Genomic DNA, 26,470 nt, shown 5'->3' on the forward strand with positions numbered 1-26,470 from the left:
AGCGATCAAACGCTGACGGCGTGTGTGAGTCAATCGCCAAACTTTTTGCCCGCTGTGGACAAAGCAAGTCTGTTGCGCGCAACGGGGCTAAAGCTTTCGATTATTTCAATAAAGCCTGATTTGGATGCCGCAGTGTCGGGTCGAATGGATTGAGCTTTTGCGAGATGATTGCCGCTTCCTTGCGCAGCAGTTCCGTCACCGTCTGCTGGCGCTTTTCGGTGAGGCGCGCGGCAAGCGTGCCGATGCTGAGCGCTGCCACGGCTTCACCGTCGCCGTTCAAAATTGGTACGCCGAGACCCGCCATACCGTCGATCATGTTGAAGTTGAAGGTTGCCGCACCGCTCTTGCGCACTTCCTCGATCATGATGCGCAGGTCGACCTCGTCCACTGACGATTTGTCCAGAATGCGGGGCATGTTGAAGCGTATGATCGCCTCTCGCTCTTCTTCAGGCAGGAAGGAGAGGATGGCGAGGCTGCCCTGACCGATGCCGAGCGGCACTTTGCCGCCAATGTCGCCGGTAAAGGAGCGGATCGGAAACGGGCCTTCCACGCGGTCGAGGCAGACCGCATCGAAGTTGCTGCGCACCAGCAGGAAGACCGTATCGTTGAACGTGGTCGAAAGCCGCAGCAGTGACGGGCGCGCAATGCTCAATATGCCGTCGCGCTGGCGCGCCTGCGCTGCCATCGCGAAAAACTCCAGCGACAGGCGATAGGCCTTCTTGTCGGGAAGCTGTTCGACAAGATTTTCCGCAATCAGCGTCTTCAGCAGGCGATGGGTCGATGGCTGGCTGAGTTCGAGGTCCCGCGCCAGATCGATCAGCCGCACGCCATCCTCGGTGCTGGATGCCAGACCTTTCAAAATATGGATTGCCTTCACCAAACTTGAGTTAAGTGCGGCGCCGGATTTCGGATTCTCAGATATATCATCCATAAGATTGCTTCCAAATTCTGTATTTTGAAAGAAATATATAATTTCTTCCGGATATGGAAATTATAATTTGCATTCCTGCGGGATTTTCCGCCAACTGGAACCGTCGCCAATGGGAAGGTCCGGCAAGGTATTGCAACCAATGCTGTAAGCGGGTCGGCGGTTTTAACTTGACGCAATGGGGAACGCTGCGGCTGCGTTAGCGGCTGGATAATCACGCGTTCAAAAGACCCAAGGTCCGGTCAGCGCAGAAAATGCGCGATCAAGCCGCTCCCGCCAGCCAGCCCCGATGAAGAGGCGACGTGAGACAATATCACGGCGTTTCTGCTCCCTGTCATTCAGGGGGAGATTGGGCCGAGAGGGAGATGCAATGAGCTTTTTGACCCTTTCCGGAATTTCCCGCCACTACGGCAAGTTCGCGGCTGTCGGCAATTTCAACTTGGCGATTGAAAAGGGCGAGTTCATTTCGCTTCTCGGTCCTTCCGGCTGCGGCAAGACCACGACCTTGCAGATGATCGCCGGGCTGGTGACGCCGACGGCAGGTTCCATCACGCTTGACGGACGTGAAATCACGCGCCTTGCCCCGGCCAAGCGTGAACTGGGCGTCGTTTTCCAGAGCTATGCACTCTTCCCGCATATGACGGTGGCGCAGAATGTGAGCTTTGGTCTTGAAATGCGCAAGGTGCCAAAGGCAGAGCGCGAAAAGCGCGTTCGCGACGTGCTGGAACTGGTGCATCTCAGCGCACTTGCCGATCGTTATCCGCGTGAAATGTCGGGCGGTCAGCGCCAGCGTGTGGCCATTGCCCGTGCGCTGGTCATCAATCCGCCGGTCTTGCTGCTCGACGAGCCGCTGTCCAATCTCGATGCGCAGCTGCGTGAAGAAATGCAGTTCGAGCTGCGTCGCATCCAGCGTACTGTCGGCATTACCACCATCATGGTGACGCATGATCAGGCCGAAGCGCTTTCGATCAGCGATCGCATCGTGGTTATGGAAAAGGGCGTCATCACGCAGGTCGATGCGCCCTACAAGCTCTACGAGCATCCGCATAACCACTTCATTTCCAACTTCGTCGGCAAGTCGAACTTCCTGAAGGCGCGCGCTGAAGGCGATATGATCGCGCTGGCCGAAACGACAATCCGCTTCCCTGCAAATGGCAAACAGGTTTCCGGCGAGCTTTCTGTCTTCATCCGTCCTGAAAAGGTGCAGCTCGTTGCAGCGGGTGAGGGGCATGTCGCCGGTGAAGTGACGACGCGCTACTTCATGGGTGCGCAGTGGCTGCTCGGCGTGACCACGCCTGCGGGCCAGCTTTCGGTGGCCCTGCCCAATCTTGGCAACCCACCGCCATCGGAAGGCACATCGGTCGGCCTCAGCTGGAACCATGAGGATTGCCGTATCCTCACCGCAGGGGTGAACTGAACATGTCGGCCGTCACCTCACAGGATACATCCGCCGCGCCCAAAGGGCAGCGCGATCTGACGCCGCTCTTTCTGGTCGGGCCGTCGACGCTTCTGTTCTTCGCGCTGGTGCTGTTGCCGCTCGGTCTCACCGTGCTGCTTTCATTCAACAGCTACAGCTATGACAAAGGCATCGAGAACGTCTACACGCTTGCCAATTATACGCAGGTTCTCAAAGACCCCTATTACCTCTCGATCTTCTGGCGCACGCTCAAGCTGGCGCTGATCACAACCGTCATCACGGTGCTGATCGGTGTGCCCGAGGCCTATATTCTTTCCAATATGCGCAAGCCATGGCGCTCGATCTTCCTTTTGGTCATCATCGGCCCGCTTCTGGTTTCGGTCGTGGTCCGCACATTTGGCTGGAGCATGTTGCTGGGGCGCAATGGCCTCGTGAACAGCGCGCTCGACATGGTGGGCCTGCCGACGACGCAAATCCTCTACAGCGAGACAGCCATCGTCATCGGTCTGGTGCATATCATGCTGCCATTCATGGTGATCCCGGTCTGGACCGTGCTGCAAAAGCTCGATCCGTCGGTGGAAGCCGCAGCGCTGACGCTCGGCGCATCGCGCCTGACAGCACTTCGCCGTGTGGTGTTTCCGCAGGCAGTGCTTGGCATCCTGTCGGGCAGCCTCATCGTGTTTGCGCTTTCGGCCAGCTCCTTTGCCATTCCGGGCCTGCTTGGTGGGCGTCGTCTCAAGATGGCGGCAACGGTTGTCTATGACGAGTTCCTGATCGAGCTGAACTGGCCGCTGGGTGCTGCCATCGCCATCATCGTTCTGGTCGCCAATCTCGTGATCATGATTGCCTATAATCGCATGCTCGAAGGGCAAGCGAGAAAGAAGCTGGGGTAACCGCCATGACAAAGAACGGTCCTTTCGCTCTTTTCTTCCACACGCTGATCGTCATCTTCATGCTGGCGCCGATGGTTGTGGTGTGTCTGGTGGCCTTCACGCCGGAAAACACGCTGACAATGCCGTGGAACGGCCTTTCACTGCGCTGGTTCGCTGCCGTGTTTGCGCACAATGATTTCATGACCTCGTTCTATAACAGTGTGCAGCTCGCCTTCTTCTCGGCATCCATTTCGACGCTTCTGGCCGTGCCATCGGGGCTCGCGATTGCGCAGTATAATTTCCGTGGTCGCGATGCGTTGAACGCGCTTTTCCTGTCGCCGCTCATCATCCCGCATCTGGTGTTGGGTGTGGCGTTCCTGCGTCTGTTCTCGCTGATGGGCTTTACCGGCTCCTTCGTCTGGCTGGTTGCGGCACATTCGATTGTCGTCACGCCCTATGCACTGCGCCTTATCCTTGCTTCGCTTGGCAGCATGGATCGCAATGCGGAAAACGCGGCGCGCACGCTGGGCGCCGGTGAATGGACCGTGTTCCGTCGCGTCACCTTGCCATTGCTTGTGCCGGGTCTGTCGGGCGGCTGGCTGCTTGCCTTCATCAATTCGTTCGACGAACTCACCATGTCGATCTTCGTGACCTCGCCGTCCACGGTCACGCTGCCGGTCCGCATGTATATGTATGCCAGCGAATCCATCGACCCGATGATGGCAGCGGTTTCGGCCCTGATGATCCTCGTCGCCACCGTGACCATGATTATCATCGATCGCATGTTCGGCCTCGACCGGCTGCTGGTGGGCAAGGGCTGAGCAGGCAGATCATGACGATCCCGGTTTCCCCTTCAGCGGCTCAGTTCCGCAGACGGTATCGGCTGACTGAGCAGCCGATCAGCTTCGCGCTTGACGGCGTTTCCTTCGAGGGACGCCGTGGCGATACCGTGTTGACCGCCATTCTCTCCGTGCAGGGAAAGCTGCGTCATACCGAATTTACCGGCGAACCGCGGGCGGGCTTCTGCCTGATCGGCGCATGTCAGGATTGCCACGTCATGACGGCTGAGGGCCACAAGCTCCGCGCCTGCACCACGCTTCTGGAAGACGGCATGGCCTTTGTGACGGAGCCTGCCATATGAGTGCGGTTCCCAATCCGGTTATTGTGGGCGCTGGTCCTGCGGGCATTCGCGCCGCCGAAACGCTGGTCAAGGCGGGTCTCAAGCCTATCGTACTCGACGAAGGTTTTCGTTCCGGTGGTCAGATCTATCGTCGCCCGCCGCTCGATGACGGGCGCAGCTATCGCAACCGTTACGGGTCGGAAGCGCATAAGGCCGAAGCGCTGCACAAGACATTCGACGCGTTGCGTAGCGTAATCGACTATCGTCCGGAAACACTGGTCTGGAATATCACGCGCGGTGAGAGTGATCGTCTCGATCTCCTGACCAAGGGTGTGCATAGCCAGCTGCCTTACAGCCATCTCATTCTGGCGACGGGTGCGACTGATCGGGTTCTGCCGTTCAAAGGCTGGACCAAGCCCGGCGTCTATACGCTTGGTGCATCACAGACCGCACTCAAGGCGCAAGGCTGCACGGTTGGCGAACGCGTGGTGTTCATGGGTTCGGGGCCGCTGCTTTATCTGGTCGCCTGGCAATATCATCATGCCGGTGCGAAGGTTGCAGCCGTGCTGGACACAGCGCCCTTCGCTTCAAAGTTTCATCTGGCACATCTGGCGCTTTATGCACCGCGCATTGTCGCTCTCGGCGCTTATTACGGCCTGCGACTGAAGCTTGGTGGCGTGCCGATCCACTATAATGTGCGACCAGATGAAGTTCTGGGCGAGGGCCATGTCGAAGCCATTCGCTATCGCACGGGCAAGCATGTTCGCGAGGTTGAATGCGATGCGCTGGCCTATGGTTTTGCGCTGCGTCCTGAAACCCAGCTTGCCGATCTCGCCGGTTGCGAATTCCGCTTTGAAGAACGTGACCGCGCATGGCTTCCTGCTGCCGACAAGCTCGGCCGTTCAAGCCGCGAAGGTGTTTACGTGGCGGGCGATGGCGCGGGCATTGCGGGTGCGGATGCTGCTGAAATTCGTGGGTCATTGGCCGCGATGGCCTTGCTGCGCGACAGGGGCCTGCCGTTTGACGAAGGCACCGAACGCGGCCTTCTCGCAAAGCTCGATCATATCTATCGCGAGCGCCTGATCGTCGAAAAAGCTTTCCCGTTCCCGCGCGACTGGTTCGATACAATCGCAGGCGATGTCACGCTTTGCCGTTGCGAAGAAATCGCGGTGCGTGATGCCAAGACGGTTATCGGCAAGGGTGATGTGCGCGAGATCAACCGGCTCAAGGCGCTTACCCGTGTGGGGATGGGGCGTTGTCAGGGGCGCATGTGTACCGCTGCCGCCGCAGAACTTCTGGCGTCGATGCAGGACAAGGCGCCCGAAGAAGCGGGCCGCATCCGCGCCCAGGCACCAGTCAAGCCGATCCCGCTTGGGTTTGGCGCCCCGGCCAGAGAAGGCGCTTCGTCATGACAAAGCATCTTCAGGCCGATGTGGTCATTATTGGCGGCGGGATTGTTGGCGGTTCGGCGGCGCTTTTCATGCGTCAGGCCGGGTTGTCGGTCATTCTGCTCGACAAGGGCTTTTGCGGGGCGCAGGCAAGCGGCGTGAATTACGGTGGCGTTCGCAGGCAGGGTCGGGCGCCGGAACAGCTGCCGCTCGCACAGCGTTCGCACGCATTGTGGGCGCGTCTGCCGGAACTGATCGGCATCGATGGCGAATATATCCGCAGCGGCCATTTGAAGCTTGCCCGCACGGAAGCGCATTTTGCGAAGCTTGAAGCCTATGCGGCTACAGTTCAGCCGCTTGGGCTCGATGTCGAGCTGATCGGTGGCAATGCCGTGCGAGAGCGTTTCCCATGGCTTCCGGGCAACGTCGCGGGTGCTTCGCTTTGTGCGGAAGATGGACATGCCAATCCGCGTCTGGTTTCACCTGCCTTTGCCCGCGCTGCACTGGCAGCGGGGGCCACTGTACTGGAAAACACCCCGGTCATCGAAGCGCGTGAAACCGGCGATGGTTTTGCCATTTTGGCGGGAAACGGTATCGAAATCCGCTCGCGTCTCTTGTTCAATTGTGCCGGTGCATGGTCGGATCAGTTTGCGGCTTCATTTGGCGAGCCGGTGCCGCTCCAGCGTATCTATCCGTCGATGGTTGTAACCGAGCCAATGCCGTTTCGCCTGCCGATGAGCCTTGGCGAAGAGGGCGGCGGCTTCTACGGCCGTCAGGTCACGCGCGGCAATTATGTTATGGGTGGCGGACGCGGCACGCCGCTTGAAAACCCGGATTTTTCACGGCCTTCGGTCAATGCGGCTTCATCGGTGATGCTGCGCGCCATCGAACTTTTTCCGCATCTGAAAAACGCCCAGGTTATCCGTTTCTGGTCTGGCACTGAATCGGAAATGCCGGACGACAATCCGGTGATCGGGCCAAGCAGCCGGGTCAAAAACCTCTTTCACGCCTTCGGATTTTGCGGCGCCGGTTTCCAGACCGGTCCGGCTGTGGGTGCCGTTCTTTGCGATCTCGCCGTTAAAGGCGAGACGGAAACACCGATCGATGCATTCCGCATCGACCGGTTCGATAAAAACTCAAACCACAAAGGGGAGTAGCATGAAAACTCAATTCACTAACAAGGCCATCACCAAGTCCGCCCTGTTGGCGCTCGGCCTGTCGGTCGCCTTTGCTTCCGCCGCATCGGCTGAAACCAAGACGCTCTATATCGGCATGAATGGCGGCAATATGGAGAAGGCCTATACCGAGCACGTTCTGCCGGAATTCGAAAAGGCCAATGACGTGAAGGTCGTTGTCGTGCCGGGCACTTCGGCGGATATTCTCGCCAAGGCAACCGCGCAGAAAGACAATCCGCAGATGCATGTCATGCTGCTCGACGACGGCGTCATGGTGCGCGCGATCAGTTCCGGCCTGTGCCAGAAGATTTCGGATGATCCGGTTCTGGCTGACATTCAGCCTGCCGCACGCCTCAAGGACGACATGGCCATCGGCATCGATATGGGCATGACCGGCATTGCCTATAACAAGAAGCTTTTCGACGAAAAGGGCTGGGCAGCACCGACCTCGTGGATGGACTTTGCCGACGAAAAATATGCGAACGCCGTGGTGTTCCAGTCGGCTTCCGCTTCGACTTTCGGCCTCCATGCCTTCCTGATGTTCAACCGCATTCAGGGCGGTGATGAAAAGAACCTCGAGCCGGGCTTCGAAAAATTCCCGGACACAATCGGCAAGAACGTTCTGGAATACATTCCGTCATCGGCCAAGATTTCGGAAATGGTGCAGACCGGCGAGGCAGCGATCTTCCCGCTGACGCCGACGGGCGTCAACAACCTGAAGGCCAAGGGAATTCCGGTTGAATATGCACAGCCAAAGGAAGGCTCTGTCGTCCTCGCCGTGACCGAATGCGTGCTTGCAGGCAATAACGAACCGGAACTGAGCCAGAAGCTTGCTCACTATCTGCTTTCCGCCGATGCACAGAGCAAGGCGCTCGACCATGGCAACCTCATTCCGTCGAACCAGAAGGCGAAGGCCGGTACGCCCGATGCGCAAGCCAAGCTCGACGCTTTCAACGGTTACATGAAAACAGCCAATACGCTCGACTGGGATGCCGTCAATGAAGGTCGCCAGCAGCTCAACAGCCGCTGGAATCGTACCATCGAAAAGTAAGATCAATATATGATCTAAAAAGCTCGCCTCGGGAAACCGGGGCGGGCTTTTTGCTGGAAAGCCGCTTACGCATCGCCCGCTGATATTGTAGCTTGCCCGCAAATCATCCGGGCAAATCGATGGATCGGGGCAAGCGTGAAAAAAGCGGCAGCATTCGCATTCCTTGGAATTCTGGTGGCGGCACCTGCACTGGCAGAAGACAATTGGAAAGCCGTCGAGGAAATCAAGACCTACGCCATAGCCGGGAAAACCGGTCCCGAACTTTATGAATCCATCGGCGAGCGTGGCCCGAAGATCGGCGGCGGCAAAACCCGCGTCATCGCCCATACCAGCTATGTGCTGACCTGGGACCGGAAGTTCGACCGCTCCAACAATGCCTGCACGATCCTGTCCGCCACGCCGAAGCTGAAGATCACCTATACGCTGCCGAAGCCCTCGCAGAAGCTCAATTCCCCGGTGAAAGAACACTGGGAAACTTTCTCCGAAGGCATCCGCAAGCACGAGCTTGTGCATGGCGACCATGCCAAGGACATGACACGCGAGATCGTGCGCCGGACCGTTGGCCTGTCGGTTCCAAACGACCCGAAATGCCAGAAAATCCGCAAGGTGCTCATCAAGGAAATCACCGATATGGTGGACGTCCAGCGTGCTCAGGGCCGCGCCTTCGACAAGGTCGAGATGGGCAATGGCGGCAATGTCCAGCAGCTTGTTCTGGCGCTGGTGAACGGCGGCTGATTTTCTCCAATAGCCTGCACTCCGCACAGAAATCAGCGATTTTGAACCAGATGGAACATTCCTGATATTGATGGAATGAAAGCCTTTCATGCGCCTGTTTGAACAGAAGCGATTGACTTCCTAACCAGTTAGTACATTTTAGGGGGGTGGCGCAGCCGACCGATGCGATTCAGTTCTGAAGTGGGATGGACTGAGGAGGCACGGATTGCAGCTCGCGATGAGGCACTGCGGGGAGCCGGAATGGTTTTCTGACGCGCCTTTCATTGTGATGGTCGGCCCGGAAACGGTCAAGGACTGTGGAGAAAGCGAAGTTTCACCTCGGATGCACGGCGCATCCTGCCAGTGATGCTGCGTTGCTTTCACCCGAAACCCGAAAAGGGGCAGCAGTCTGCAAGCGATGCGCCGAGGAGGCCGGGAGGAGGAACCGTGAAAGGTCTAGTCGATTTCTATTTTACCGCGGCGCGGTTCGCCATTGCCTGCCTTCTGGGCTGCATGGTGGTGCTCGTGTTCGGCAATGTGGTGCTGCGCTATGCCTTCAATCAGGGCATAACCGTTTCGGAAGAGCTGTCGCGCATGTTCTTCATCTGGCTCACCTTTCTTGGCGCAGTGGTTGCCATGCGCGACCATGCGCATCTGGGCGTGGATTCTCTGGTGCGCCGCCTGTCACCTGCGGGCGCGCGCATTGCGCTGGTCGCTGGCCATATCATGATGTTTGGCGCGACATGGCTCGTTCTTTCGGGAAGCTGGACGCAGACGCTTATCAATATTCCGACTCTGGCCCCGGCGACGGGTATGTCGATGGGCTGGTTTTACGGCGCAGGACTGGCCTTTGCCGTCCCTGCACTCCTGATCATTGCGTGGAACGGCTTTGGCATCGCAACCGGGCGGATCGACGTTGCCAAAACGCATTTCGTGACGGACAGCGAGGAGCATGTCACGCCCGTCCCGACCGACGAAGATCGTAAATAGGGCGCGCCGACCATGACCTTGCTCATCTTTCTCGCCGCCCTTCTGGTTCCAATGGCGCTCGGCGTCCCGGTTGCCTTTGCGCTCATCATCAGCGGTGCGGCGCTGATGATGTATATGGATCTGTTCGACGCCCAGATCGTGGCGCAGAACGTGCTGAACGGCGCCGACAGTTTTCCGCTGATGGCCGTTCCCTTTTTCCTGCTTGCCGGGGAAATCATGAATGCGGGCGGCCTTTCGCGCCGCATCGTCAATCTGGCGCTGGTCATGGTGGGGCATGTGCGCGGCGGTCTCGGTTTCGTCGCGATCTTTGCAGCCTGTGTGATTGCAAGCCTTTCGGGTTCGGCGGTCGCCGATGCGGCAGCGCTCGGCGCATTGCTGTTTCCCATGATGCGCAATGCCGGACACGAGCCGGGTCGCGCCGCCGGGCTGATCGCCTCGGCATCGATCATCGCACCGATCATCCCGCCATCCATCGGTTTCATCCTGTTTGGCGTGGTCGGCGGCGTTTCGATCACCAAGCTGTTTCTGGCGGGGATTTTCCCCGGCCTGATGATTGCCGTCGCGCTGTGCGTGACCTGGTTCATCCTTGCGCGTCGCGAACAGTTCGAACTGCCGAAAAAGGCCGAACCCGGTGCACGGATGCGGGCTTTCCTCGACAGTATCTGGGCCTTGATGCTGCCGGTCATCATCATTGTCGGCCTTCGCTTCGGTGTGTTCACGCCGACGGAAGCGGGCGTGGTTGCCGCTGTCTATTCGCTGTTCGTCGCAACCGTGATCTATCGGGAATTACCGCTTTCAAGGCTCTATCCAGCAATGGTCGATGCGGCGAAGACGACCGCCGTGGTGATGTTCCTCGTTGCCAGCGCCAGCGTTTCGGCCTGGATGATTACGGTTGCCGATGTGCCGGGTGAACTGGCCGAACTGGTGCGGCCTTTGATGGATAACCAGACGCTGCTGCTGCTTGCCATCATGCTCTTGGTTGTTCTCGTCGGCATGGCGATGGACATGACCCCGACAATCCTGATCCTGACGCCGGTGCTGATGCCGATCATCAAGGAGGCGGGCATCGATCCGGTCTATTTCGGTGTGCTGTTCATCATCAACAATTCCATCGGCCTCATCACCCCGCCTGTCGGCACGGTGCTGAATGTGGTTTGCGGCGTCGCGCGCCTGCCCTTTGAGAAGGTGATGACGGGCGTGCTGCCGTTCCTGATTGCACAGCTGGTGGTGCTTTTCCTGATGGTGCTGTTCCCGCAACTGGTGACGGTCCCGATGAACTGGTTCCATTAAATCAAAGCATGTCTCCCGAAAGTGGAAACCGGTTTCGGGAGACATGCGTAAAAACAGAGACAGAATTTTTGAGTGGGAGGAAGACATGAAGAAAATACTGAAGACAATGGCACTGGGCGTGGTGCTGCCGCTGGCACTGATGACGACCAACGCCATGGCTGAAATCCGTTCGCAGACAATCAAGTTTGCTGCCGCCAACAGCAAGGGCCATCCGCAGGTCACGGGCATGGAGAAATTTGCCGAGCTGGTGAAGGAAAAGAGCGGCGGGCAGATCAATGTGAAACTGTTCCCCGGCGGTGTTCTGGGCAGCGATCCGCAGACACTTTCCGGCTTGCAGGGCGGCGTCGTGGAAATGACGGTGATGAATGCGGGCATCCTGTCCAGCACCGTCAAGGCATTCGAAGCGGTTGATTTGCCATTCCTGTTCAACAGCGGCGAGGAAGCCGACAAGGTCATGGATGGCCCCTTCGGTACCAATCTGATGAAACGCCTGCCCGATACGGGTCTGATCGGGCTTGCCTATTGGGAACTCGGTTTCCGCAATCTGACCAACAACCGTCATCCGGTCGCAAAGCTGGAGGACATTGCCGGGCTGAAGATCCGCACCCTGCAATCGCCGGTTCCGGTTGCCTTGTTCAATGCACTTGGCGCCAATGCGGTGCCGCTGCCCTATACCGAGCTTTATACGGCGCTTGAAACCGGTACGGTGGATGGGCAGGAAAATCCCAATGCCAACATCATCAATGCCAAATTCTATGAAGTGCAGAAATATCTGACGCTGACCCGCCACCAGTATAATCCGCAGATCGTCATGATCAGCAAGAAGTTCTGGGATCGCCTCAACGATGAGGAAAAAGCGGTGATCGAACAGGCGGCGGTCGAGGCGCGGGACTATCAGCGCAAGGTTTCGCGCGAGCAGGATGCGACGGCGCTGGACGAGATCAAGAAGACCGGCATGCAGGTTACCGAGCTTACGCCGGAAGAAACCACGCGCCTGCGCGATGCGGTAAAGCCGATCATCGACAAGTTTACCGCCGAAATCGGTGCAGAAACGGTCGATGAACTCTTTGCCGAATTGAAGAAGGTACGCGGCGAAAACTAAAACAGTACGGCTGAATATCTTGCCGATACTGAACTAGATGGTTCCGGGCCGATTTGTCCGGAACCGCCAGTGGACTCCGGTCTGGCCGGAGACAGGAGTGTGACATGAAGACTTCGATAGCAACCGTCTCCATCAGCGGCGATCTCCAGCAGAAACTGGGGGCCATCGCCAAAGCCGGTTTCGACGGGGTCGAGATTTTCGAGAACGATTTTCTCACCTTTGACGAAAGCCCGCGTCAGGTGGGCCAGATGGCGCGCGACCTTGGCCTGGAGATCACACTTTTCCAGCCATTCCGTGATTTTGAAGGCATGCCGGAGCCTTTGCGCAGCCGCACTTTCGATCGGGCGGAACGCAAGTTCGACCTCATGCAGGAGCTGGGCACCGATCTCGTTCTGGTCTGCTCCAACGTGTCGCCAGCTGCCATTGGTGGCATCGACCGCGCGGCGGACGATTTTCGCGAGCTTGGCGAAAGAGCGGCACGGCGCAATCTGCGTGTCGGTTATGAGGCTCTCGCCTGGGGTCGCCATATCAGCGACCATCGCGATGCATGGGAGATTGTGCGCCGCGCCGATCATCCCAATGTCGGCCTTATCCTCGACAGTTTTCATACTCTGGCGCGCAAGATCGACGTGAACTCGATCCGCTCCATTCCGAAGGACAAGCTTTTCATCATCCAGATGGCCGACGCGCCACTGATCGATATGGATCTGCTTTACTGGAGCCGCCATTATCGCAACATGCCGGGCGAGGGCGACCTGCCGGTGCTGGATTTCATGCGTGCGGTGGCTGCGACCGGCTATGACGGTTATTTCTCGCTCGAAATCTTCAACGACCAGTTCCGTGGCGGATCGCCAGCCACCATCGCCGCCGACGGACGCCGTTCGCTGATCTATCTTGGCGATCAGGTTCGCCGGGTCGAGCCGGACAACAAGCTGACGGTTGCTGCCATGCCGCCCCGCGCAAAGGTGCACCGTGTCGGCTTTGTCGAGTTTGCCACCCATGCCGATGATGCCGAACGGCTGGTTTCCGCAGTTGGTGCGCTGGGCTTCAAACTCGCTGGCAAGCATCGCACGAAGGACGTTGCGCTCTACCGGCAGGGCGACATCAACCTCGTCATCAATACGGATACGCGCGGCTTCGCCAGCTCGGCCTATGCAGTACACGGCACTGCTGCTTATGCCATGGGGCTTGTCGTGGACGATGCGGCTGAGGCCCATGCCCGCGCAGTGGCCATGGGCGCGGAAAGTTTTGAGCAACCGCTCGATCCGGGCGAAATCGGTATGCCCGCCATTCGTGGCGTTGGCGGCGGGCTGGTCTATTTCCTCGATGAGAAGACCGATCTCGGTCGCATCTTCGATATCGAGTTCGAGCCGGTTGCAGGCAATGATACAGGGACCAGTGTTGGTCTCACCCATATCGATCACGTTGCCCAGACGATGAAGTTCGATGAACTTCTGACCTGGCTGCTTTTCTATACTTCGCTTACGGAATCGCGAAAGTCGCCCATGGTCGACATCGTCGATCCGGGCGGTGTCGTGCGCAGTCAGGTGGTGGAAAACGACGAGGGAACGCTGCGCATCACGCTCAACGGCGCGGAAAACCGTCGCACGCTGGCCGGTCGCTTCATTGCCGAGACCTTCGGGTCGGGCATCCAGCATCTGGCCTTTGCGACGGATGATATCTTCGCGACGGCTGCGGCTTTGCGCGACAACGGTTTCCATACGCTGGAAATCTCGCCGAATTATTACGACGATCTGGAAGCACGTCTCGGTCTCGATCCGGAATTCACCGACCGGCTCAAGGCCGCGAACGTGCTTTATGATCGCGACGAGAGCGGCGAATATTTCCAGCTTTACAGCCCGACCGACGATCAGGGCTTCTTTTTCGAAGTCGTGCAGAGGCGAGGCTACAAGGGATATGGCGCAGCCAATGCGATCTTCCGCATTGCGGCGCTGCGGCGATACATGCGTCCGGCGGGCATGCCAAAAAGTGCTGTGGCACTCTGAACGCTGAAGGGGGAGGACTATGGCAAAGGCACTCGCCAAGGCGCAGCCGCGCAAGAACGATCCTGACGCAACGCGCGAGAATATTCTCGATGTCGCGGCGCGGGAGTTCGTGGCATCGGGTTTCTCCGGCGCGCGCGTGGATGAAATCGCGGCGCAGACCCGCACGTCCAAGCGCATGATCTACTATTATTTCGGCAGCAAGGATGGGCTTTATCTCGCCGTGCTGGAACGGGCCTATGGCAAGATACGCACGCTTGAAAGCTCACTGTCGCTCGACGATCAGGACCCGGAATCCGCCATGCGCAGTCTGGTGGAAAGCACTTTCGACCATGACGATGCCAATCCGGATTTCGTGCGGCTCGTTGCGGTGGAAAATATTCACCGCGCCGAACATATGGAACGCTCCGATGTTCTGTCGCGCCAGAATGTAACCATTCTGGAAACGATCGAGAAAATCCTTGAGCGCGGGCGCGAGCAGGGCATCTTTCAACGGCGCATTTCCGCGCTCGACCTTCACATGCTGATCAGTGCGCAATGCTTCTTTCGTGTGTCCAACAGACATACGTTCGGCGCGATTTTCGGCACCGATCTGATGGCGTCCGACGTGAAGGCACGGCATCGCCGCCTGATCAGCGATACGATCATCGCTCTTTTGAAAAGCCCGGAATAACGAGGATCGACATGTCGTCCGATCCTGCGGAGATGAGAATTGATAAGTGAAGTGACCAAACGTCGTGTGCATGTGGGTCTGATCGGCGCAAACATTCAACGTTCGCTTTCGCCGGCAATGCATATGCGGGAAGGCGAGGCCGCCGGGCTGGCCTATCGCTACGACATTATCGACATCGCCGAGAACGGGCGTTCGGAACGCGATCTGTCGGCCCTTGTCGCGGAGGCCGAAGCTGCAGGATTTGCCGGGCTCAATATCACCCATCCCTGCAAGCAGGCTGCGGTGGCGCTGGTCGATGAACTTTCGCCCCATGCCTTGGCCCTGCAATCAATCAACACGGTGGTGTTTTCCGACGGCAGGCGCATCGGTCACAATACCGACTGGTGGGGCTACGCTGAAGGGTTTCGCCGCGGCCTGCCGGATGCATCGTTGGAGCGTGTCGTGTTGCTCGGTGCGGGCGGGGCGGGCGTTGCCGTTGCCTATGCGCTGGCGGAAATGGGCGCACGGGAGGTCCACATCTTCGACCTCGATGCCGCGAAGGTCGATGCGGTAATTGGCAAGCTTGTTTCGGTGCAGCCGCAATGCAGTTTCATTGCCGGGGCCAATCTGGAGGAGACTCTGGCACAGGCTTCGGGTCTGGTCCATGCAACACCAACGGGCATGGACGCGCATCCGGGTCTGCCGCTTGCGCCTGAGCTGGTGCAGCCGCACCTCTGGGTTTCGGACATTGTTTATTTTCCTCTGCAGACGGCGCTTGTCCGGCTTGCCAGGGAGCGCGGATGCCGCGTACTCGACGGTGGCGGCATGGCTGTGTTTCAGGCGGTCGGCGCGTTTGAACTCTTCAGTGGCATCAAGGCTGACCCGAACCGGATGCTCGCCCATTTCGCGCAGTTGCAGGCGCGGAGCTAGTCTGTTCCCAGTTTGTCATTTCAATAGGCGCGTCGGAAACCGACGCGCCTTTTTCCGTTCAGAAATTTTCTGGAATTGATGACGCGTCGTTCCAAGATCGTTCATTAAAAATATTCAGATTGTTGACAATATTTCGAACGCGTGTTTAGCTTGAATATCCTTTCTCCGCCAAATGAGGGAAAGGTAAAGCTAAGTAAGGGGAACTAAAATGATCAATAGACGCGCAGTTGTTAAGACTGCGGCGCTAGGCGCCGTTTCTATATTTGCGCTCATGTCCGCGTCGGCCTCCCAGGCAGCGGACAAGGAGCTGAAGATCGGTTTCGTCGGTGTCACCAGCGGCCCTGCGGCGGCCTGGGGCACATCCAATGTTCGCTCGATGCAGGTTCGTGCCGACTGGCTCAACGAGCAGGGCGGCGTGAAGATCGGCGACGATACCTACAAGATCAAAGTCGTCACCTTCGATGATCAGAAAGACCCGAAGCGCGCCATCGCCGGCATGGAAAAGATGGCACAGGAAGGCATTCACTACGTCGTGGGTCCGAATGTGGATGACGGCGCCGCTGCCGTCCGTCCGGTGGCGGAAGCCAAGGGCATCATCTATTTCCCTTATTCCTTCCCGAAGGAACTTTATACGCCACCAGCGTCCAATGCTGTTCTCGGCATGATCGCCAACTATCAGTCCGGCCCGGCGATCTATAAATATCTGAAGGAAAACAAGGGCATCAAGACGGTGGCCTTTGTGGCGGCCAATGAATCCGATCCGCTCAGCCAGCGCGACAGCGGCATCGAGGCAGCCAAGGCGCTCGGTCTTGAAGTCGTCTCCACCAACGATGCCTATCAGAACGATACGCGCGACTTCACGCCTGTTCTGACGCCGATTGTCATGCAGAAGCCGGATCTGCTGGTTCTGTCGGGCGTTGCGCCGGGCAATGCGCCGTTGCTGATCCGCGCTGCGCGTGAGCTTGGTTATCAGGGCTTCATTTCCACCGAAACCGCGCAGGACGCCAAGGTTCTGGAAGAAGGTGCAGGCGAACTCGCCAATGGCTTCATCTCGGTGGGTGGCGCTTCCACGCCTGAAATTGCATCAGACGTGATGAAGGAATTCGTTGACCGTTATACCAAGGCCTATGGCGAATATAATGACGAGTCCAACACCAAGGTCTATGCGCTCGAATACATTGTCGAGACGCTGAAGGCCAACCCGGCTGCGGTCGACAATGTCGAGGAATTCAAGAAGACGGTGGACACGTTCTCCGCGCCCAATCCTTTCGTCAAGGGCGATGGCGACGGTTCCAAGCTGACCTATGTCGGCACCTCCTCCTTCACGCAGAAGCGCCAGCTCGGTATTCCGATGGTTGTGACAGAATACAAGGACGGCAAGTTTGAAACGCTTTTCGTCGGCCAGGTCGATTAACCGATAGGCCTGTGAAAAGCCCGAAGCGGAAGAGGGGTACTTCTGCTTCGGGCCTCCCAATCGCTAGAGCGCATCCCGAAAAGTGCGAAGCGGTTTTCGGGATAAGATGCGCGTTAAAACAAACAGTTAGAGCGTTTCCAATGGCTCATGCCAAACGGGAAATGCTCCAGGAACTGTCACGGAGTTTTGGGCCTGCCTTGCAGTTTGCTCGACACTTCGCACGAGGGAGTCTGCCTTCATGGAACAAGTGATAGCCAATGGGCTATATCTGGGTGCGCAATATGCACTGATCGCGTTGGGACTGACGCTGATCTTCGCGCTCATGAACGTCCTCAATTTCGCGCACGGCCAGATGTATGTGCTGGGCGGTTTTGTCACCTATACGGTTTACGGACAGCTTGGCCTGCCGTTTGTTGTCGCTCTTCTGGCTTCCGCGGTCACTTTGATGATCGTTGGTGCGCTGATCGAAAAATTTCTCTTCCGGCCGGTCATCAAGCGAAGTCTACGCGATGAAAGCACGATGCTGCTTGCTGCGGCTGTCGCTTTCTTCCTCGATGCGGTGATCCTGCTTCTGTTCGGTGAAAAACAACGCGGCGTGCCGAAGATCGTCAATGGCGTGTTCGTCTCCGACAGCCTGATCATGCCTTATGACCGCATTCTGATCGGTGTGCTTGCCGTGGTCTTCATCGCAGCTTTCGTTCTTTTCATGCAATACACCAAACCCGGTCGCGCCATGCGCGCACTTGCCCAGGACCGCGTGGCCGCGCAGTTGATGGGTGTGAATGTCGATCGTTATTCAATGATCGGCTTCGCGCTGGGGGCAATGCTTGCAGGTCTGGTGGGCGGGTTGCCGGTCGCGATTACCGGCGTCAATTCCGGCATCGGCGGCGCCATCTCCATCAAGGCTTTCATGATGGTGATGATCGGCGGCGCAGGCGTCGTGAGCGGTGCCATTGCTGGCGGCTTCATCCTTGGCATGATGGAATCCGTCGGGCTGACGGTGCTGCGCTCCTATGGCGACATCACCTATCTTGTCATCTTCGCCGCATTGATGGTGTTCCTGAGCATCCGTCCGAATGGACTCATGGGCAAGCCGTGGGGTTGAGGGGGCAATCATGACAAAGACAACAAAGCTTATCGGCGTTGCCGCCTTTCTGGCCCTGATCTTCATCGGTATTCCGGTCCTGATCGAGACGACCGGACGGCACGACCTTTACTATACGCTCACTTCGGTGGCGCTTCTCTCCATCGTCAGTGGCGGGGTGTGGCTCACCTTCTATATCGGTCGCATCAATATCGGCCAGGGTGCCTATGCTCTTATGGGCGGCTATGTGTCGGCGATCCTGATGGTGAAATATGGCGTCTCCTTCTGGCTGACGCTTCCTCTGGCCGGGCTGTTCTGCGCGTTCGCCAGCATCCTGATCGGCATTCCGATCCTGCGGCTTCGCGGCGTCTATTTCGCCATGGTCACGCTGGTTCTGACCGAAGTTGCCCGTCTTCTGGCGATGGCGCTGCCCATCACCAATGGCGCCAAGGGCATGGTCAGCATTCCGATGCCGGGTGGCATATCGCTTTTCGGCCTGACCATCCTGCCGGATTTCGCAACATTGCAGAACCCGCGCGCGGCCTTCTATTTCGTATCCATTGTGCTGATGGTGCTGTGCTTCGCGGGGCTTTATCGCCTCATCAATTCGCGCATCGGTGGTCTTTGCCAGTCGTTGCAGCAAAATGAGGAGCTTGCCTCGTCGATTGGCGTCAACATCACCAATCTGCGTGTGCTGGCCTATGCGATCTCGTCCTTCCTTGGCGGGCTTGGCGGTGCGATGTTCGTGGCGATCTCGCAGTCGATCTATCCGTCGAGCTTCACCGTCACGGACTCGGTCAATTTCATGCTCAACTGCTTCCTGGGCGGGCTTGGCTATGTCTTCGGTCCGATCATTGGAACCTTCGTCCTCTATTTCGGCTGGGACTTCCTGTTCCAGACCGGCAAGTTCCAGCTTCTGATCTTCTCCAGCGTTCTCATCATCCTGATGCTGTTCCTGCCTAACGGGCTTCTCAGCCTCAGACTGACCGGAAAGAAGGGAGCAGGATCATGAGCGATCTTCTGGAAGTCAAAAGCGTTACCAAACGTTTCGGCGGTCTGGTGGCGGTCAACGATGTCTCCTTTTCGGTGCGTGAAAAGGAAATCCTGTCGGTCATCGGGCCGAATGGCGCGGGCAAATCCACGCTGTTCAAGCTGATCGCTTCATTTCTCACGCCCACCTCCGGGGAAGTCCGCTTCAAGGGCGAACGCATTTCCGGTCTGGCACCGCATATCGTGGCGCGAAAGGGCGTGGTGCGCACCTTTCAGGAAACGACGATCTTCAAGGGCATGACAGTGCGCGACAATGTGATTGTCGGCCACCATCTGCGCGCCAAGGCGAGTTTCCTCGGCTGCTATGTGGGGTCAAGCCTTGCTCGCCGGGATCAGGAGGAATTCGGACGCTCCGCCGATGAAATCCTGCAGTTTCTCGGCCTGTGGAAGCAGCGGGACGAGGTTGCGCAGAACCTGCCGCATGGTCACTTGCGGGCGCTTGGCATTGCCATCGGTCTCGCCACGGAGCCGAAAATCCTGCTTCTGGATGAACCCTTTGCCGGGATGAACCATGACGAAACCGTCAAGGCGGTGGAAATGGTGCGGGCGGTCCGTGACCGGGGTGTCACGGTGCTGCTGGTGGAACATGACATGCCGGCGGTGATGAATATTTCCGACCGGATCGTCGTCATCAATTTCGGCCAGAAGATCGCGGAAGGAACGCCGAAGCAGATCCAGGAAAACGAGAAGGTGATCGAAGCCTATCTCGGCGCAGAAGACGAAACGATTGGATATTGACCATGGCAGAGCTTCTCAAAGTTTCCGATGCCGAACTCTATTACGATCACGTCTATGCGCTGAAAGGCGTTTCGCTGAGCGTTCAGGAGGGAGAGACAGTCGCGCTGATCGGCGCAAATGGTGCGGGCAAATCCTCGATCCTGCGGGCGATCACTGGGCTGAAAAAGATCCGCAAGGGCGAAATCCATTATGAGGGCCGCCGGATCGACGGCACCCGGTCGGATGAGATCGTCAAGATGGGGATTGCCATGGTGCCGGAAGGCCGCCGCGTCTTTCCCTATATGAGCGTGCGTGACAATCTGATGATGGGGGCGTTCACCCGTTCCAGCAAGGCGGATATCGCCAACACGCTGGAGATGGTTCTGGGGCGGTTCCCGCGCCTGAAGGAACGCTATTCGCAGGCCGCAGGCACAATGAGCGGCGGCGAGCAGCAGATGCTGGTCATCGGGCGCGCGCTCATGGCCAAACCGAAGCTTTTGCTGCTGGACGAGCCATCTCTCGGGGTCGCACCCAAACTGGTGCAGGATATCGCCCGCTCCATCGTCGCCATCAACCGCGACGAAAAGGTGAGCGTTCTTCTGGTCGAGCAGAATTCACGCATGGCGCTCCGCATCTCGCAGCGCGCCTATGCCCTGACGACCGGAAAGATCGTCCTGTCCGGTAATTCGGAAGAACTGGCGACGGATGATCGCGTCGCGAAACTCTATCTGGGCGGGGAAATCTGACCGCCGGTATTGCAGACTAGGCAGAGCGTCCGAAAGACGCTCTGGACCATCCAGAACGAAAACAAATATTTCGATGGTTCGAGGAAAATGGAAATACTTGTCATCAACCCCAATACAACTGCATCGATGACGCACAAGATCGGCGAGGCTGCACGCAGCGTGGCAGGTGCCGGCACGACAATCATCGCGAGCAATCCCGCCGACGGTCCGCCGAGCATCGAAGGATATTTCGACGAGGTTTTTGCCATTCCTGGCATGATCGGGGAAATGCAGAAGCGCCCTACCGCCGATGCCTGCGTCATTGCCTGTTTCGACGATACCGGCCTTGATGCAGCGCGCTGTGCCGGAACCATGCCGGTGATCGGCATCGGCGAGGCGGCTTTTCACATGGCAAGCCTCATTGCCGGAAAGTTCAGCGTTGTCACCACATTGTCGCGTTCGGTGCCTGCAATCGAGCATAACCTGTCCCGCTATGGTCTCATGTCGCGTTGCGCCCGTGTTCGGGCCAGCGACGTGGCCGTACTTGACCTCGAAATTCCGGGATCAGACGCGCGCAACAAGGTCTCGAACGAGATCGCGAAGGCCATTCGGGAAGACCATGCCGAAGCGATTGTGCTTGGTTGTGCGGGCATGGCCGACCTTGCTGCTTCTCTGTCCAGGGAGCATGGGCTGCCGGTCATCGACGGCGTGACCTGTGCGGTGAAACTGTGTGAAAGCCTTGTCGGTCTCGGCTTGAAAACATCGAAACTGGGTGGCTATCAGCTGCCGCGAATGAAGGATTTTCAAGGTATTTTTGAACCTTTTTCGCCCCAGAATTGACGTTCAGATGATTTCAGTCGGGTTTGTGCATCAAAACTCGCGACATTGTTGACACTCGCCGGACCTGTGTTCGATATGTAAGGAAATTGATAGAGGATTTGCGGATGCAGTATCGACCGATTGCATCTGCCATTTGAACAGCTTCTACTGGATGATGATGAACCTGGCTGCGACGAACATGACAGACCAAAACGGCGGGAATGTGCGTTGGCTTCCGGTCTATAACGGCTTGCGCGAGGCGGTCGTCAGCCATCGTCTGCTTCCGGGCACCAAGTTGCCGGAGGACGAGCTGGCGACGATCTATTCCGTCAGCCGTGCCTTTGTTCGCTCCGCCCTGCAGGCGCTGGCGCATGACAGGCTGGTGCGTCTGGAACCCAATCGCGGTGCCTTCGTTGCCGAACCCTCGCGCGAGGAAGCGCGCGAAGTGTTCGAGGCGCGCTTGCTGATCGAGCCGGAGGTGGCATCGCTTGCGGCGAAGGTCATCAAGCCCCAGCAGGTCAAGCAGCTGCGCCAGCATCTCCATGACGAGCACGAAGCACTTCATGCCGGACGCGACAGCGAGGCGATCATGCTGTCGGCGCTTTTCCATACGCATCTGGCCGAAATTTCGGGACACTCGATCCTGGCGGGTTTTGTCGGCGATCTGCTGCCGCGTTCCTCGCTCATCATTTCGCTCTATTGGGAACGGCGCGAGACGACCTGCCAGAGCGACGCGCATCATGCGCTGGTCGATGCCATCGAAGAGCACAGGAGCGACGACGCTGCGGCCCTGATGAAGACCCATATTCTTGATCTTCTGGCGGGCCTCAATCTCGAGCGCGTCGAAAAAGAACAGAAGCGTCTGTCCGATATTTTGCGTTAGAGCATGTTTTCCGAAAGCGGTTTCCCTTATGGGTGACATGCTCTGAAATATGGCGCGAAACAGCGCATTCACAGCAGCACGAAAGCACCGGATAACAAAAATCGCTCCATTTCAAAAATGGACGCAAGGATAAGATTCCGGATTCTACGCTAACGACTCAAGACTTCAGCCCCGCTATCTTCAATCATCTAGTAAAGCAATCGAAAAACACCGACCAGCGCGCTTCTATTGGGGTGCGTTGAGGAAAATTCTTTGCTTTTTGCCGGATCACGCAAGTGAAGAAGTAGCGTTGGAGGTTCTCGTGAGTATAAACTTCAGATCATCGGGTATATCTGCAGAGCGCATGTCAACACGGCGCATTCTTGTAGCAGGCGGTGCCGGATTTCTCGGTTCTCATCTTTGCGAACGTCTTTTGAACGAAGGAAACTTCGTCATCTGCGTCGATAATTTTTCGACAGGGCGGCTTGAGAACCTGCGCAATCTCCTGCGCTACGACACGTTCAGCTTCGTGCGCCACGATATTGTCAACCCGATCGATCTGCCGGTGGACGAGATTTACAATCTCGCATGCCCCGCTTCGCCGCCGCACTATCAGGCCGATCCGGTGCACACGATGAAGACGAGCGTCATTGGCTCGCTCAATCTGCTCGAGCTTGCCGCGCATTATCAGGCTCGGATTTTTCAGGCTTCAACCTCGGAAGTGTATGGCGACCCGCAAACGCATCCGCAGCCGGAAGCCTATTGGGGCAATGTGAACTCTTTCGGCCCCCGGTCCTGCTACGACGAAGGCAAGCGCTCGGCCGAAACGCTGTTCTACGATTTTCACAAGCAGTACGGCGTCGATATCCGTATCGTGCGCATCTTCAACACCTATGGCCCGCGCATGCGGCCCGACGATGGTCGTGTCGTGTCGAACTTCATCGTTCAGGCCCTCAAGCGTGAAGATATCACCATTTATGGCGACGGCTCGCAGACCCGTTCCTTCTGCTATGTCGATGACCTGATCGAAGGCTTCAGCCGCTTGATGAGCAGCCAGGTTCAGAAGCCCGTCAATCTCGGCAATCCGGGCGAGTTTACTGTGCGTGAGCTGGCCGAGCAGATCATTGCGCTGACAAATTCGTCCTCGCGCATCGTCTATCGCCCGCTGCCAACTGATGATCCGCGCCAGCGGCGCCCGGACATCATGCTCGCCAAGCGTGAACTTGGCTGGGAACCACAGATTGCACTTGTCGAAGGGCTGAAGCAGACGATCGCCTATTTTGAACGCCAGCTGGTCAGACCATCGGGCGAGCTCTTCGAGGTGGCGAGATGACCCGGCAAAATATACTCGTCACCGGTGGTGCTGGCTTCATTGGCAGCCATACCGCCAAGCTTCTGCACAAGAGCGGATTCTCGCCGGTCGTCTATGACAACCTGTCGACGGGTCACCGGTCTTCCGTGCGCTGGGGCGAGTTTGTCGAGGGCGACACGCTTTCGCAGGAACAGCTTATCGCTGCTATCAGAACCTTCGATCCGGCTGCCATCATCCACTTTGCGGCTTCGGCCTATGTGGGTGAATCCGTCACGGACCCCGCAAAATATTATCGCAACAATGTCGGCGGCATCCAGTCCGTTCTGGAGGCCAGCCGCCTGACAGGTGGACGCCCGGTCATTTTCTCGTCGAGCTGCGCCACCTATGGCATTCCGGATGTGCTGCCGATCCGCGAAGGCGAAATGCAGAATCCGATCAACCCTTACGGACGCACAAAACTGATCGCGGAACATATGCTGGCCGATTATTCGGCAGCCTATGGCATGCCCTATGCGGCACTGCGCTACTTCAATGCTTGCGGTGCTGATCTGGATGGCGAACTGGGCGAAAAGCACGATCCCGAAACTCATTTGATACCGCGCGCCATGCTGGCTGCGGCGGGCATGGCGGATTGTCTGGAAGTCTATGGCGACGATTATGAAACGCCGGATGGCACCTGCATTCGCGACTATATTCACGTGGTCGATCTGGCGCGGGCGCATGTGCTTGCGGTCGAGCATCTGCTGAATGGCGGCGGCAATCTGGTCCTTAATCTGGGAACCGGGCGCGGAACATCCATCAAGGAAATCGTGGATGCGATAGACCGGCTTACCGGACGCAAGGTGCCTGTCGAAATGCGCGCGCGCCGGGCTGGCGATCCGCCGGTGCTTTATGCCGACCCGGCTGAAGCGGCAGCGAAGCTTGGGTTTCGCACGCTCCATTCCGATCTTGACACGATCATCCGCACGGCTGCGCCCTTCTTTGGTCTGGAGATGCGGACATGACACGGCGCGGATTTCATCCGGCCATTGACGGCGACAACGGCGAAAGGGAACCATTGCTGGCGCCCATCTTCACTGGCCGCAAGCGGGTGGAATATGTGGTGGGCATCATCCTGTGGGCGCTCGCCATCACCTATTTCTGGCAATGGTGGTTCATCAGCGCGAAGCACAATCATCTGCTCGGCTCCATTCTGGTGACCGCGCTGCTGGCCTGGATCACGATCCTGCCGCTTTATTTCATCACTATTTTCTTCCACGCAGCGCGCCCGACCGGCCCGCTTCGCATCCCCGCCGGAAGCCGCGTCGCCATGGTCGTCACCAAGGCTCCGTCTGAGCCTTTCGAGGTGGTGGCTGAAACATTGCGCGCCATGCTGGCGCAGGATGTGCCGCACGATACATGGCTTGCCGATGAGGATCCTTCACCCTCGACACTTGCCTGGTGCCGTGAGCATGGCGTGTTCGTTTCCACACGCAAGGGCCGTGCCGACTATCATCGGCAGACCTGGCCGCGCCGTACCCGGTGCAAGGAAGGCAATCTCGCCTTCTTCTACGATCACTATGGCTATGAGCGCTATGATTTCGTCTCGCAGCTCGATGCCGACCATGTGCCTGAGCCGGGTTATCTCTTCAATATGCTGCGGCCCTTCGCTGATCCCGCTGTCGGTTATGTTTCCGCGCCAAGCATTTGTGATCGCAATGCGCATGAAAGCTGGTCGGCCCGCGGGCGTCTCTATGTGGAAGCCAGCATGCATGGCTCGCTGCAGGCCGGTTACAACGGCGGCTTTGCCCCAGTCTGCATCGGCTCTCATTATGCGGTACGCACGGCAGCGCTGAAGGAGATCGGCGGTCTTGGGCCGGAACTGGCCGAGGATCATTCCACGACCCTGTTCATGAACGCGCATGGCTGGCGGGGTGTTCACGCGCTGGATGCCATCGCCCATGGCGACGGTCCGCGCACCTTCGCCGATCTTGTGACGCAGGAATTCCAGTGGTCGCGCAGCCTCGTGATGATCCTGTTGCAATATACGCCGAAGCTGATCGGTCGGTTGCCGCTGCGCCTGAAGATCCAGTTTCTGTTCTCGCAGCTCTGGTATCCTCTCTATGCTTTCTTTCTGGCACTGACATTCGTTCTGCCGATAGCCATTCTGGCTTATGGTGATAATTTCGTCAGCGTTACCTATCCCGCTTTCCTGATGCACTTCATGCCGCAATCGCTCGTGATTTTGGCGCTGGCATTCTGGTGGCGGTCGAGCAAGACGTTCCGTCCGGTCGACGGCAGGATTTTCAGCTGGGAAGCGATGCTGTTCCTACTGGCGCGGTGGCCCTGGGTTCTGGCTGGAACCTTCGCAGCTTTCCGTGACTGGCTGACCGGTTCCTTTGTCGATTTTCGTGTCACGCCGAAAGGCTCATCCGAGGTCGATCCGGTGCCGCTACGGGTAATCGCTCCCTATGCGCTGATCTCCGGCCTGTCCATTCTGCCGGTCCTTCTCGTCGGCGGTGCGGATCAGACGCGGGGCTTCTTCATCTTCGCCATCATCAATGCGTGCTTCTACCTGTTCCTGATGGCAATGATCGTGATCCAGCACACACGCGAAAATAACGTGCGGATGACGAGCCGCCTCTATCGACCGGCAATGGCATGCAGTTTTACGGCGCTGGTCGCGCTGACCGGCTTTACCACTGTCGAGCGCGGACGCGACGGCATCGAGGCACTGAGCTGGGGCACGAAAAGCTTCACGGTATTTGACGACCGCTTCTCGGTTGCCGGTGCCGGTGTAGGCGGACGCGACGTCCACAGGACAATTTTCAATCCACGCTGGCGCACGAATACCGCCAGTGGAACGAACTAGCGGG

The 26,470-nt window shown here is 58.0% G+C and carries 25 protein-coding genes; 24 read left to right on the forward strand and 1 reads right to left on the reverse strand.

Features of this window, described 5'->3' with window-relative positions:
- Positions 1-100: 100 nt before the first annotated feature.
- On the reverse strand, positions 101-931 hold the full coding sequence (locus OHI65_RS04290; RefSeq protein WP_010660553.1) for an IclR family transcriptional regulator: 831 nt from the start codon (positions 929-931) through the stop codon (positions 101-103).
- A gap of 367 nt (positions 932-1,298) precedes the next feature.
- Between OHI65_RS04290 and OHI65_RS04295 the strand changes: the two genes are divergently transcribed.
- From OHI65_RS04295 to OHI65_RS04410, 24 genes are all read left to right on the forward strand, one after another.
- The gene (locus OHI65_RS04295; protein ID WP_125301096.1) at positions 1,299-2,345 is read left to right on the forward strand and encodes an ABC transporter ATP-binding protein; all 1,047 of its coding nucleotides are present in this window, start codon (positions 1,299-1,301) and stop codon (positions 2,343-2,345) included.
- 2 nt (positions 2,346-2,347) lie between these two features.
- Positions 2,348-3,238, forward strand: coding sequence for an ABC transporter permease (locus OHI65_RS04300; protein ID WP_125301095.1), 891 nt, complete (start codon positions 2,348-2,350; stop codon positions 3,236-3,238).
- A gap of 5 nt (positions 3,239-3,243) precedes the next feature.
- A complete protein-coding gene (locus tag OHI65_RS04305; RefSeq protein WP_010660556.1) occupies positions 3,244-4,038 on the forward strand; it encodes an ABC transporter permease in 795 nt (264 codons plus the stop codon).
- A gap of 11 nt (positions 4,039-4,049) precedes the next feature.
- On the forward strand, positions 4,050-4,358 hold the full coding sequence (locus tag OHI65_RS04310; protein ID WP_012093701.1) for a (2Fe-2S)-binding protein: 309 nt from the start codon (positions 4,050-4,052) through the stop codon (positions 4,356-4,358).
- On the forward strand, positions 4,355-5,749 hold the full coding sequence (locus tag OHI65_RS04315; protein ID WP_125301094.1) for an NAD(P)/FAD-dependent oxidoreductase: 1,395 nt from the start codon (positions 4,355-4,357) through the stop codon (positions 5,747-5,749). The genes OHI65_RS04310 and OHI65_RS04315 overlap by 4 nt, the downstream gene beginning before the upstream one ends.
- On the forward strand, positions 5,746-6,882 hold the full coding sequence (locus tag OHI65_RS04320) for an NAD(P)/FAD-dependent oxidoreductase (RefSeq protein ID WP_029928677.1): 1,137 nt from the start codon (positions 5,746-5,748) through the stop codon (positions 6,880-6,882). The genes OHI65_RS04315 and OHI65_RS04320 overlap by 4 nt, the downstream gene beginning before the upstream one ends.
- Before the next feature lies 1 nt (position 6,883).
- The gene (locus OHI65_RS04325) at positions 6,884-7,951 is read left to right on the forward strand and encodes an ABC transporter substrate-binding protein (RefSeq protein WP_012093698.1); all 1,068 of its coding nucleotides are present in this window, start codon (positions 6,884-6,886) and stop codon (positions 7,949-7,951) included.
- A 135-nt stretch (positions 7,952-8,086) separates the two neighbouring features.
- Positions 8,087-8,686 carry a DUF922 domain-containing Zn-dependent protease gene (locus OHI65_RS04330; protein ID WP_125301093.1) on the forward strand — a complete coding sequence of 200 codons (600 nt, stop codon included), beginning with the start codon at positions 8,087-8,089 and terminating at the stop codon, positions 8,684-8,686.
- Between the two features lie 426 nt (positions 8,687-9,112).
- A complete protein-coding gene (locus OHI65_RS04335) occupies positions 9,113-9,655 on the forward strand; it encodes a TRAP transporter small permease (protein ID WP_125301092.1) in 543 nt (180 codons plus the stop codon).
- Positions 9,656-9,667: 12 nt separating this feature from the next.
- On the forward strand, positions 9,668-10,945 hold the full coding sequence (locus OHI65_RS04340) for a TRAP transporter large permease subunit (RefSeq protein ID WP_125301091.1): 1,278 nt from the start codon (positions 9,668-9,670) through the stop codon (positions 10,943-10,945).
- A gap of 85 nt (positions 10,946-11,030) precedes the next feature.
- Positions 11,031-12,047 carry a TRAP transporter substrate-binding protein gene (locus OHI65_RS04345; protein WP_125301090.1) on the forward strand — a complete coding sequence of 339 codons (1,017 nt, stop codon included), beginning with the start codon at positions 11,031-11,033 and terminating at the stop codon, positions 12,045-12,047.
- Between the two features lie 104 nt (positions 12,048-12,151).
- Positions 12,152-14,053: a bifunctional sugar phosphate isomerase/epimerase/4-hydroxyphenylpyruvate dioxygenase family protein gene (locus OHI65_RS04350; RefSeq protein WP_012093695.1), complete on the forward strand. Its 1,902-nt coding sequence runs from the start codon at positions 12,152-12,154 to the stop codon at positions 14,051-14,053.
- A 19-nt stretch (positions 14,054-14,072) separates the two neighbouring features.
- Complete coding sequence (locus OHI65_RS04355; protein ID WP_010660566.1) at positions 14,073-14,723, forward strand: TetR/AcrR family transcriptional regulator; 651 nt, start codon at positions 14,073-14,075, stop codon at positions 14,721-14,723.
- A gap of 42 nt (positions 14,724-14,765) precedes the next feature.
- Positions 14,766-15,632 carry a shikimate dehydrogenase gene (locus OHI65_RS04360; protein ID WP_413541916.1) on the forward strand — a complete coding sequence of 289 codons (867 nt, stop codon included), beginning with the start codon at positions 14,766-14,768 and terminating at the stop codon, positions 15,630-15,632.
- 208 nt (positions 15,633-15,840) lie between these two features.
- Positions 15,841-17,046 carry an ABC transporter substrate-binding protein gene (locus OHI65_RS04365; RefSeq protein ID WP_010660568.1) on the forward strand — a complete coding sequence of 402 codons (1,206 nt, stop codon included), beginning with the start codon at positions 15,841-15,843 and terminating at the stop codon, positions 17,044-17,046.
- Between the two features lie 238 nt (positions 17,047-17,284).
- Positions 17,285-18,151: a branched-chain amino acid ABC transporter permease gene (locus tag OHI65_RS04370; RefSeq protein ID WP_264358742.1), complete on the forward strand. Its 867-nt coding sequence runs from the start codon at positions 17,285-17,287 to the stop codon at positions 18,149-18,151.
- A gap of 10 nt (positions 18,152-18,161) precedes the next feature.
- Positions 18,162-19,142, forward strand: a complete 981-nt coding sequence (locus OHI65_RS04375; RefSeq protein WP_012093693.1) for a branched-chain amino acid ABC transporter permease — start codon at positions 18,162-18,164, stop codon at positions 19,140-19,142.
- The gene (locus OHI65_RS04380; protein ID WP_012093692.1) at positions 19,139-19,918 is read left to right on the forward strand and encodes an ABC transporter ATP-binding protein; all 780 of its coding nucleotides are present in this window, start codon (positions 19,139-19,141) and stop codon (positions 19,916-19,918) included. The genes OHI65_RS04375 and OHI65_RS04380 overlap by 4 nt, the downstream gene beginning before the upstream one ends.
- 2 nt (positions 19,919-19,920) lie before the next feature.
- Positions 19,921-20,643 (forward strand): ABC transporter ATP-binding protein, encoded by a 723-nt coding sequence (locus OHI65_RS04385; RefSeq protein ID WP_010660572.1) that lies wholly within the window; start codon positions 19,921-19,923, stop codon positions 20,641-20,643.
- 87 nt (positions 20,644-20,730) lie between these two features.
- Positions 20,731-21,462 carry an aspartate/glutamate racemase family protein gene (locus OHI65_RS04390; protein ID WP_012093691.1) on the forward strand — a complete coding sequence of 244 codons (732 nt, stop codon included), beginning with the start codon at positions 20,731-20,733 and terminating at the stop codon, positions 21,460-21,462.
- 157 nt (positions 21,463-21,619) lie between these two features.
- Positions 21,620-22,324, forward strand: a complete 705-nt coding sequence (locus OHI65_RS04395; protein WP_029928696.1) for a GntR family transcriptional regulator — start codon at positions 21,620-21,622, stop codon at positions 22,322-22,324.
- A gap of 343 nt (positions 22,325-22,667) precedes the next feature.
- Positions 22,668-23,636: a UDP-glucuronic acid decarboxylase family protein gene (locus OHI65_RS04400; protein WP_010660575.1), complete on the forward strand. Its 969-nt coding sequence runs from the start codon at positions 22,668-22,670 to the stop codon at positions 23,634-23,636.
- Positions 23,633-24,619, forward strand: a complete 987-nt coding sequence (gene galE, locus OHI65_RS04405; protein WP_010660576.1) for a UDP-glucose 4-epimerase GalE — start codon at positions 23,633-23,635, stop codon at positions 24,617-24,619. The genes OHI65_RS04400 and galE overlap by 4 nt, the downstream gene beginning before the upstream one ends.
- Positions 24,616-26,466, forward strand: a complete 1,851-nt coding sequence (locus OHI65_RS04410; protein WP_125301089.1) for a glycosyltransferase family 2 protein — start codon at positions 24,616-24,618, stop codon at positions 26,464-26,466. The genes galE and OHI65_RS04410 overlap by 4 nt, the downstream gene beginning before the upstream one ends.
- The last annotated feature ends 4 nt before the right edge of the window (positions 26,467-26,470 follow it).

Origin of the sequence: Brucella sp. MAB-22 (assembly GCF_025908475.1) — a bacterium.
Classification (GTDB): domain Bacteria; phylum Pseudomonadota; class Alphaproteobacteria; order Rhizobiales; family Rhizobiaceae; genus Brucella; species Brucella anthropi.

What these genes read in the sequence shown, in the direction of transcription:
- OHI65_RS04355 (WP_010660566.1), top strand. Translation starts at nt 14,073, where the DNA reads ATGGCAAAGGCACTCGCCAAGGCGCAGCCGCGCAAGAACGATCCTGAC.
- OHI65_RS04295 (WP_125301096.1), top strand. Translation starts at nt 1,299, where the DNA reads ATGAGCTTTTTGACCCTTTCCGGAATTTCCCGCCACTACGGCAAGTTC.
- OHI65_RS04345 (WP_125301090.1), top strand. Translation starts at nt 11,031, where the DNA reads ATGAAGAAAATACTGAAGACAATGGCACTGGGCGTGGTGCTGCCGCTG.
- OHI65_RS04310 (WP_012093701.1), top strand. Translation starts at nt 4,050, where the DNA reads ATGACGATCCCGGTTTCCCCTTCAGCGGCTCAGTTCCGCAGACGGTAT.
- OHI65_RS04350 (WP_012093695.1), top strand. Translation starts at nt 12,152, where the DNA reads ATGAAGACTTCGATAGCAACCGTCTCCATCAGCGGCGATCTCCAGCAG.
- OHI65_RS04365 (WP_010660568.1), top strand. Translation starts at nt 15,841, where the DNA reads ATGATCAATAGACGCGCAGTTGTTAAGACTGCGGCGCTAGGCGCCGTT.
- OHI65_RS04395 (WP_029928696.1), top strand. Translation starts at nt 21,620, where the DNA reads ATGAACCTGGCTGCGACGAACATGACAGACCAAAACGGCGGGAATGTG.
- OHI65_RS04400 (WP_010660575.1), top strand. Translation starts at nt 22,668, where the DNA reads ATGTCAACACGGCGCATTCTTGTAGCAGGCGGTGCCGGATTTCTCGGT.
- OHI65_RS04370 (WP_264358742.1), top strand. Translation starts at nt 17,285, where the DNA reads ATGGAACAAGTGATAGCCAATGGGCTATATCTGGGTGCGCAATATGCA.
- OHI65_RS04300 (WP_125301095.1), top strand. Translation starts at nt 2,348, where the DNA reads ATGTCGGCCGTCACCTCACAGGATACATCCGCCGCGCCCAAAGGGCAG.
- OHI65_RS04290 (WP_010660553.1), bottom strand. Translation starts at nt 931, where the DNA reads ATGGATGATATATCTGAGAATCCGAAATCCGGCGCCGCACTTAACTCA.
- OHI65_RS04410 (WP_125301089.1), top strand. Translation starts at nt 24,616, where the DNA reads ATGACACGGCGCGGATTTCATCCGGCCATTGACGGCGACAACGGCGAA.
- OHI65_RS04340 (WP_125301091.1), top strand. Translation starts at nt 9,668, where the DNA reads ATGACCTTGCTCATCTTTCTCGCCGCCCTTCTGGTTCCAATGGCGCTC.
- OHI65_RS04315 (WP_125301094.1), top strand. Translation starts at nt 4,355, where the DNA reads ATGAGTGCGGTTCCCAATCCGGTTATTGTGGGCGCTGGTCCTGCGGGC.
- OHI65_RS04305 (WP_010660556.1), top strand. Translation starts at nt 3,244, where the DNA reads ATGACAAAGAACGGTCCTTTCGCTCTTTTCTTCCACACGCTGATCGTC.
- OHI65_RS04375 (WP_012093693.1), top strand. Translation starts at nt 18,162, where the DNA reads ATGACAAAGACAACAAAGCTTATCGGCGTTGCCGCCTTTCTGGCCCTG.
- OHI65_RS04380 (WP_012093692.1), top strand. Translation starts at nt 19,139, where the DNA reads ATGAGCGATCTTCTGGAAGTCAAAAGCGTTACCAAACGTTTCGGCGGT.
- galE (WP_010660576.1), top strand. Translation starts at nt 23,633, where the DNA reads ATGACCCGGCAAAATATACTCGTCACCGGTGGTGCTGGCTTCATTGGC.
- OHI65_RS04325 (WP_012093698.1), top strand. Translation starts at nt 6,884, where the DNA reads ATGAAAACTCAATTCACTAACAAGGCCATCACCAAGTCCGCCCTGTTG.
- OHI65_RS04320 (WP_029928677.1), top strand. Translation starts at nt 5,746, where the DNA reads ATGACAAAGCATCTTCAGGCCGATGTGGTCATTATTGGCGGCGGGATT.
- OHI65_RS04390 (WP_012093691.1), top strand. Translation starts at nt 20,731, where the DNA reads ATGGAAATACTTGTCATCAACCCCAATACAACTGCATCGATGACGCAC.
- OHI65_RS04385 (WP_010660572.1), top strand. Translation starts at nt 19,921, where the DNA reads ATGGCAGAGCTTCTCAAAGTTTCCGATGCCGAACTCTATTACGATCAC.